This window comes from Methanobrevibacter sp. (assembly GCF_045636185.1).
In the GTDB taxonomy this organism is placed as follows: domain Archaea; phylum Methanobacteriota; class Methanobacteria; order Methanobacteriales; family Methanobacteriaceae; genus Methanocatella.
In genome coordinates this window covers 1-7,924 of sequence record NZ_JAZTXC010000043.1, presented here as the reverse complement: position 1 = coordinate 7,924, position 7,924 = coordinate 1, and the positions used below count along the sequence as shown (strand labels likewise).

Annotated in this window: 7 protein-coding genes and 1 pseudogene; 4 read left to right on the top strand and 4 right to left on the bottom strand. The window is 33.1% G+C overall.

Going from position 1 to position 7,924, the window contains the following annotated elements; all coding sequences use genetic code 11:
- The 3 genes and pseudogenes from ACKI3Q_RS02715 to argS all read left to right on the top strand — a co-directional run.
- Positions 1-444, top strand: a pseudogene (locus tag ACKI3Q_RS02715) (aspartate aminotransferase family protein); the annotation flags it as partial.
- A 9-nt stretch (positions 445-453) separates the two neighbouring features.
- Positions 454-876 carry a signal peptidase I gene (locus tag ACKI3Q_RS02710; RefSeq protein ID WP_407414023.1) on the top strand — a complete coding sequence of 141 codons (423 nt, stop codon included), beginning with the start codon at positions 454-456 and terminating at the stop codon, positions 874-876.
- Between the two features lie 10 nt (positions 877-886).
- Positions 887-2,587 (top strand): arginine--tRNA ligase, encoded by a 1,701-nt coding sequence (gene argS, locus ACKI3Q_RS02705; RefSeq protein ID WP_407414021.1) that lies wholly within the window; start codon positions 887-889, stop codon positions 2,585-2,587.
- A gap of 40 nt (positions 2,588-2,627) precedes the next feature.
- Here the strand turns inward: argS and ACKI3Q_RS02700 are convergent, their stop codons facing one another.
- From ACKI3Q_RS02700 to ACKI3Q_RS02690, 3 genes are read right to left on the bottom strand one after another with little or no spacing between them, the layout of a single operon-like run.
- On the bottom strand, positions 2,628-3,161 hold the full coding sequence (locus tag ACKI3Q_RS02700; protein ID WP_407414019.1) for a nitroreductase: 534 nt from the start codon (positions 3,159-3,161) through the stop codon (positions 2,628-2,630).
- On the bottom strand, positions 3,158-3,574 hold the full coding sequence (locus ACKI3Q_RS02695) for a MarR family winged helix-turn-helix transcriptional regulator (protein WP_407414017.1): 417 nt from the start codon (positions 3,572-3,574) through the stop codon (positions 3,158-3,160). Before ACKI3Q_RS02695 ends, ACKI3Q_RS02700 begins: the two co-directional genes overlap by 4 nt.
- Positions 3,564-4,937 (bottom strand): MATE family efflux transporter, encoded by a 1,374-nt coding sequence (locus ACKI3Q_RS02690; RefSeq protein ID WP_407414015.1) that lies wholly within the window; start codon positions 4,935-4,937, stop codon positions 3,564-3,566. Before ACKI3Q_RS02690 ends, ACKI3Q_RS02695 begins: the two co-directional genes overlap by 11 nt.
- A gap of 99 nt (positions 4,938-5,036) precedes the next feature.
- On the opposite strand from ACKI3Q_RS02690, the gene purD reads away from it, so the two are divergent.
- Complete coding sequence (gene purD / locus ACKI3Q_RS02685; RefSeq protein ID WP_407414013.1) at positions 5,037-6,347, top strand: phosphoribosylamine--glycine ligase; 1,311 nt, start codon at positions 5,037-5,039, stop codon at positions 6,345-6,347.
- Between the two features lie 200 nt (positions 6,348-6,547).
- Here the strand turns inward: purD and ACKI3Q_RS02680 are convergent.
- Positions 6,548-7,924 (bottom strand): hypothetical protein (locus ACKI3Q_RS02680; protein ID WP_407414011.1); only part of this gene is annotated, 1,377 nt, incomplete at its 5' end.

The window sequence follows — 7,924 nt, the reverse complement described above, 5'->3', positions numbered from 1 at the left end:
TTAATAGCCCCTCAAGGACCAGTTTATCAGGCAGGAACATTTAGTGGTAATCCAATTTCTGTCCAGGCAGGATTATCTACACTATCACAATTGGATGATAAATTTTATAAGGATTTAGAGAGAAAAGGAAATTTCCTTAGAGGAAATATCAAATCAATAATTGATGATGAGCAATATAATATCCAATGTGTAGGACTTGCTTCAATGTTCCAAATTTATTTAAATCCTGCTGAAGTTTATAATTATGCTGATGCTAAAAAATCAGATACTGAAAGTTTTTTAAGATACTTTAGAGCTCTTTTAAAAGAAGGTGTGTTCATACCACCTAGCCAATTTGAATGTAACTTTATTTCAAGTGCTCATAGCATGGAAAATTTACAAGATACTTCAGATGCTATTGAAATAGCTTTATCTGTAGCTTTTAATAAAAAAAATAGATTATAAGGTGTTAAAATGGTAGATTACAAAGAGGTTGCATCGTACATAATAATACTTGCAATCGTTTTAATCGTGGCGCAACACTTAAATGTAGTTGTTTCAGGAAGTATGGAACCTGTATTCTATAGAGGAGATATTGTAGCTATTCAAAAAGCTGATTTATTAGGAATCCATGAATTTGATCCTAAAGATGTTCAGGTAGGAGATATCGTTGTCTATAATGCAAAGTGGTTTAACCAGCCAGTCATTCACAGAATTATTAATATTACAGAAATAAACGGAACGACGATGTATGTGATAAAGGGGGACAATAATCAGCGGCCCGACCCCTATTATGTAACATCGAATCAAATTCAGGCAAGAGTACTTACTTTTGGAGATAACCCTGTTGTGATTCCGTGGATAGGTAATCTTTCACTATGGATAAGAGGATTGTAAAGGTGAGTTAATGTATTTTGAAATTGAAAAACAAGCAATTGATGCTTTAAACAAAGCATTAGATCAATATGATGAAGATATAGATAGAAATTTCCGTTTGGAATTTCCACCAGACCCAAAATTAGGAGACTTAGCCAGTACAATAGCTTTTGCACTTACAAAAAAATTGAAAACCTCTCCTAATCTTGTTGCTGAGGATTTAGTTTCTAAAATTGAAGTTCCAGACATATTTGAAAAAGTTCAAAACTTCGGTCCTTACGTTAATTTCTTTATTGACTATTCAAAATTCGCAAAACTATTACTCGAAAAAGTTGATGAAAATTATGGAAAACTAGAAAAAGTAGATGAAAAAATTGTTTTAGAACATACATCCGCTAATCCGAATGGACCTTTGCATATTGGACATGTTCGTAACTCTATTTTTGGAGATTCACTTGCTAGATTATTAAAATTGGCAGGTCGTGACGTGGAAACCCAATATTATGTAGATGATATGGGCAGACAAATTGCAATTATCGTTTATGGTATACGCGAAATGGGTTTAAAAATTAAAGACCAGGAAGGAGATAAAATTGACGAAAAGATTGGTAAGCTATATTTCCTTGCCAATAAAGAAGTTGATGAAAACGAAAATGCTAATGAGAAGGTAAGTGAACTCATTCAGGAATATGAGAAAGGTGAAAATGAAGAATTGAATAAAACCTTTGAACATGTAGTTGAAAGCTGTGTATCTGGAATAAAAGAAACTTTAAACAGAATCAATATTCACCATGACGATTTTGTATGGGAAGGCAATTTCATAAGAAACGGAGATGTAGATGAACTTGTAAACTACTTTGAAAAGGAAGGATTTGTATCACATGGAGAAGTTGACTACATCGATTTAACTTTCTACAATATTGAAAAGGAATTTGTCTTAAGAAGGTCAAACGGTACTTCACTTTATTCAACAAGAGATTTAGCTTACCACAGATATAAAGCAACTCTTGGTGATGTAGTTTTGGATATTTTAGGTTCTGACCATAAATTATCTTCAAAGCAAATGAAGGTAATCTTTGAAGAAATTTTAAAGGAAAAAGCTCCTGAAGTGATATTTTACGAATTTATCACATTGCCTGAAGGATCAATGTCAACCAGAAAAGGCAAATTTGTATCCGTGGATGATTTGGTTGATGAGGCAATATTGAGAGCAGCAAATGAAATCAAATCAAGAAATCCTAATTTAACTGATGAAGAAATTGCACCGATGGCCGAACAAATTGGAATTGGTGCCATAAGATTCTTTATTGCAAAATTATCTCCAGAAAAACACTTGACATTTAAATGGGATGAAGCATTAAGCTTTGAAAGAGGCTGTGCATCCATTCAATATGCGCATGCAAGATCCTGCAAGTTACTAAACAAATCTGGAAAAGATATTTCAAGTCTTCAAATTGATGAAAACTGGATACCTAACGAAACAGAACAAGATTTAGTAAGGCTAATAGCTAAATTCCCACAGGTTGTTGAAGACTGTGCCAACAAAAAAAGAGTGCACAACATTACACAATACTGTCAAGATTTAGCCGGATCATTCAATAAATTCTACAAATCAGAACCGGTTATTGGTTCAGATTTAGAAGATACAAGATTGATTTTAGTTGATAGGGCTAAAACGACAATTAAAAATGCATTAGATATTTTAGGAGTACCTGCTCCTGAAAAAATGTAGATGAGTATATTACTCATCTTAAATTTCTTTTTTTAAAAAATTAATCCACAAAGTGAATATAATCTTCTTTTCTAGGTAACGGATTCGGTGCTTCCATATCAGGATAACCCAATACTACGTGACCAATACCTTCATAGGTATCAGGAATACCCCATTCTTTTAAGAGTTCTTTTCCTTTAGGAGAGGCAAACTCATCTCTTGCACGATGAATCCAGCATGAACCTACACCAACAGCATGAGCTGCATTAACCAATACACACAATACGCTTGACCCGTCCTCGACATATGTTGGATACTCACTATCTGCGAGAACTATCAATAATGTCTTTGCACCATATAATGGATCCAAATCTTCCGGAACATCTACTGGGAAAAAGCTCCTGTTCCATGCGGAAAACTCTTTAATAGTATCCGGATTTTGAATTACAACTATTTTTGGGCTTTGTGCTCCCTGACCAGTAGGTGCATAGGTACCAGCTTCCAGAATTGTTTTTAAATCTTCATCTGAAATTTGTTCATCCTTAAACTTACGAATACTTCTTCTTGATTTTAAATCTTCTATTGTTTGATTCATACAAGACCCTCAGAAATTTTTACTAATGTTTTTTTGAAAGAATTATATTCCTCCTCACTTAAATCTTTTTTAATAATTTCATCCCATTTTTCATCATAATCCATAACCATTTTGGCAACTTCTGCGCCCTCATCCGTAATGGTAATAATCTTTTTTCTTTTTTGAGGAGTGCGTATAATAAGCCCCCTTTTTTCAAGTTTTTCCAGATTTCTAGTTACAGTGCTTTCATTTAAATAAAGAATTTTAGCCAAATCTTCCTGGCTAATGCCATCATGATTATAAATTTCAATTAAAAAGGGATACAGACCAAAGGTTAAATTAAAAGATTTTATTTTATTATTTAAATACTTGGCATGCATTCTATAAATTAATGAAATAAATGGAGTTGATGGCAACTCTTCGCTAAATTTCATTGGCATCCCTCTCTTTTATTAATTTACTGATATATAATTCAATGCAGGTGTAACATATCATGGACCCTATTCCTCCACCTAAAAGCATTCCGCAATATATTCCAAATTCGCCCATATTGAAGACAAATCCTAAAAGGTATGCAAATATTAATACAAGTATAAATTCCCTAAATACGGTTAAAATAAAGGATATTGTTCCTTTTCCAACACCCTGGAATACATTAGCCGCACTTGCACCAAATGGAACATACAAAATAAATAAACACATTATTTGAAGGAAATCAGCTATTAACGGTTCCAGTTGTGCACTGTTTTTGGAATATGAGAATACAAATGCAATTTGGTCTGCAAATAGATATAATATTGCACAAACTATTATTGATGCTATCAAGGCAACCTTTACAGCATAACGTGCAGTGACTCTTAAGTTTTCATATTTTTTAGCTCCAAAGGCAACTCCTGCAACGGAAATCGCAGCTGTTCCTACACCTATTGCTGGAAGCATACCAATGTTTATTATTCTCCATCCTGCAGTATATACGGCTACTGAAATTGGTCCTGATACAATAGTAAGCATATAATTAACAAAGATTGTTAAAACAGACAGTACCAACTGTTCCAAACTGGCCGGAATACCTACAACCAAAATATCCTTATACATTCTCCAGTCATTTGTAAAATCCTTCAAATTATATGATAGATAAGTATCCTTTTTCACAAATATCCAGTAGAACATTAAAAGTAAGCTAATAAATGGTCCAAGTGCTGTTGCCCAAGCCGCTCCGGCAATTCCTAAATTTAAAGTATAAATAAATATTGGGTCTAAAATCATGTTAATAACAGCAGCAATTGCTATTGGTATTGTAGCTCTTTTTATATCTCCTTCAGCTCTAAATGCTCCACCAATGATTGGAGGCATTAATACTGCAAAAGTCCATATGAATATAATAAAACCATATTCCATTGCATAATTAATTACACTACTTGCTCCCATAATTTTAAGCATGGGTTCCATAGCCAATATAAAAATAATAGAAATTACAACTGATACTATGATACTTAAAATTATATTGTGAATTGCTGCATTATTTGCTGAATGCTTATCTTCAGCACCAATATAACGTGAAATTAATGAATTACCACCTGCACCGATTCCATTTCCAAATCCGACAAGAACCATGAATAGTGGAGTAATGTATCCAAGAGCAGCCAAAGGTTCAGGACCTAAACCCGCTACCCAAATACTGTCAATAATATTATTTGCAAAAATTAAAAACATACTAGCAATAATAGGAATAGATAATTTGTTTATTGCTTTTTTAGGATTTCCCGTAATCATTTCTATATTTGAATTTTTTTCCATATTCTACCTCTCTTGCATATGCAACTATACACTTGTATATGCAAGTGTTAGTATTTAAATATTTTTAAAGATATACCCTATACATAAGGAGAATCTATTATGAAAGTCTTAGTTGTTGGAACCGGTGCTCGTGAACATGCGATAGCAGATGGTTTAAAAGATGATGTTGAGCTATACTGTTATATGAGTAAAGTAAACCCTGGAATGAGTAAAATTGCAGAATTTAAGCAAGGTAATGAAGGAAAAGTCGAAAAAGTAGCGGAATATGCTAAAGAAAATAACATTGACATTGCATTTATTGGTCCCGAAGCTCCCCTTGAAAAAGGAATCGTAGATGAGCTTGAAAAAAATGGAATCAAATGTGTTGGACCATGCAAAAGTGCAGCAAGAATAGAGACCGACAAATCTTTCATGAGAAAATTATTTGAAGATTATGATATCGAAGGATCATTAATTTACAGAGTATTTGATAACTACGATGACTTAAGTGCATTTTTAGATGATTTTGACCAAGATGTCGTTGTTAAGCCTGTAGGATTAACCGGTGGAAAAGGAGTAAAAATTGTTGGAGACCATTTGAAAGACAATAATGAAGCAAAAGAATATTCAAAAGAAGTTATAGATAATGCTATGGGTGGATTTGCACAAGTAATTATTGAAGAAAGAGCAATAGGTGAAGAATTTACCATCCAAGCATTCTGTGATGGTGAACACTTAGCTCCGATGCCTGCAGCTCAAGATCATCCTCATGCATTTGAAGGTGATGTAGGTGCAATTACTGGAGGAATGGGTTCATATTCTGATGCAAATGGATTATTACCATTTTTAACCCAAGAAGATTATGATAAAGCAGTTAAAATCATGGAAGATACAATAAAAGCTATTGCTGAAGAAGCTGAACCATACAAAGGTATCTTATATGGACAATTCATGCTAACTGCTGATGGACCACGTGTAATTGAATACAATGCAAGATTCGGTGATCCTGAAGCAATGAATGTTTTACCATTACTTAAAACTCCATTAATTGACATTTGTCAAGCAATTGTGGATGGTACTTTAGATAAAGTAGAATTTGAGCCAAAAGCAAGTGTATGTAAATACATTGTACCTGACGGATATCCTGAAACGGAACATGCTGGTGAAATTATCAAAGTGGATGAAGAAACTATCGAAGATATGGGTGCAAAGGTATTTTATGCAGCTGTCGGATTGGAAGATGATGGAATTCATTTATCCGGATCTAGAGCTCTTGGTATAGTTGCAAGTGGCAATAGTATCGCTGAAGCTGAAAAAATCGCTGAAAAAGCATGTGATTGTGTTAAAGGTAATGTTTACCACAGAAGCGATGTTGGAACTGAAGCATTAGTTCAAAAACGTGTAGAACATATGAAAGAAATTTTAAATTAAATTTCTTTTATCTTTTTTTAAGTAACCATCACTTAAATGAATTAATGGTTAATATTTAATAAGTATATATAAAACGCTATTGAATTATGGTATCTACTTTTAATATAATCAATAGTTGTGTAAAAAAAGCATGAATGCAAATAATTCATATAGATTGAAAAAATAAAAAAGTTGGGAAAAGAAAGTTTTCCCATTATAGTCTATTTTCTTCTTCTTAAAGTTGCAGTTCCCAAAGCAATTAATGCAAGCAATACTAAAATTAATGGATTACCTGCTTCAGGCAAAACATTAGCATTATTCACATTATTAGGAGTTTTTGAAGTTTTTGAAGTTTCATTAACAGGTTTTTCTGGAGTAACAGGGTTTTCAGGAACAACAAGTTCAACAGGAACTACAGGAGTAGGCTCCTCAGGAGTTTCAGGAACAACAGGTTCAACAGGAACTACAGGAGTAGGCTCCTCAGGAGTTTCAGGAACAACAGGTTCTTCTGGAACCTCAGGAGTAGGCTCTTCTGGTTCTTCAAGAATAGGTTTTTCAGGTACTTCAGGTTCTTCTGGAACCTCAGGAGTAGGCTCTTCTGGAACCTCAGGTTCTTCAGGAACTACAGGAGTAGGCTCCTCAGGAGTTTCTGTAGTATTGTTAATTACTTCAACTGTATCATTTGCATATTTTTCAGGGGTTTCTTCTGAAATAGCGGAAACAATATTGATAAATTCACCTATTTCGATTGTATCAAATACTACAAAGAATGTAACATATTCACCAGGATACAATATGTCTTTTAAAGTCCAGGTAAAGTCATTATTATAGGTCCATAAACCAGAATGATCATACCAGTTAGCATATTTTAATCCATCATGTTCAATTTCAGATACGGTAACACCATTTAATTCTACATCACCAATATTATGAACAATAATTTCAAATATAGCCTGCTCATTGATATTTAATAGTTTTTCTAATGCAACTTTTTCAACAGATAAATCAGGATTGTTAGATGAATTGGATTCTGGAGTATCATTTTCATAAACTAAAGTTTTGTTTTCTGCGGTTTTATTATCAGTCTTATCTGAACCTGCAGTTACAATATTATTAAATGTTCCAACTTTATGAGTATTAAATACTACAAAGAAAGTAAAGATTTCACCAGGATTCAATACTTCATTTAAAATCCATCTGTGTTTACCATTAACGAATGAATATGTCCAATCTTCATCTATAATCCAAGAATTATATGATAAACCATCATCAAAGTAAGTTTCTTCAACAAATACATCATGTAATTTAATTTCTCCAGTATTTTTAACTGCAATTTCAAATATTGCCTCTTCTCCAATATAGACAAGTGGAGTTATAGTAACTTTTTCAACAACCATATCAGGCTTCTTAACAACAGTCTTATTCTCAGCAGTATCATTATCAGTACCATTAGAACCTGCTACAACACAATTAACAAAAGTACCATTCACATGAGTATTAAACGCAATAGTGAAATTAGCAGACTCACCAACACCTAAAACACCATTATAATAGAAAGTATTATCCACCTTAGTCCATTTATTCTTATCAGAGTAATC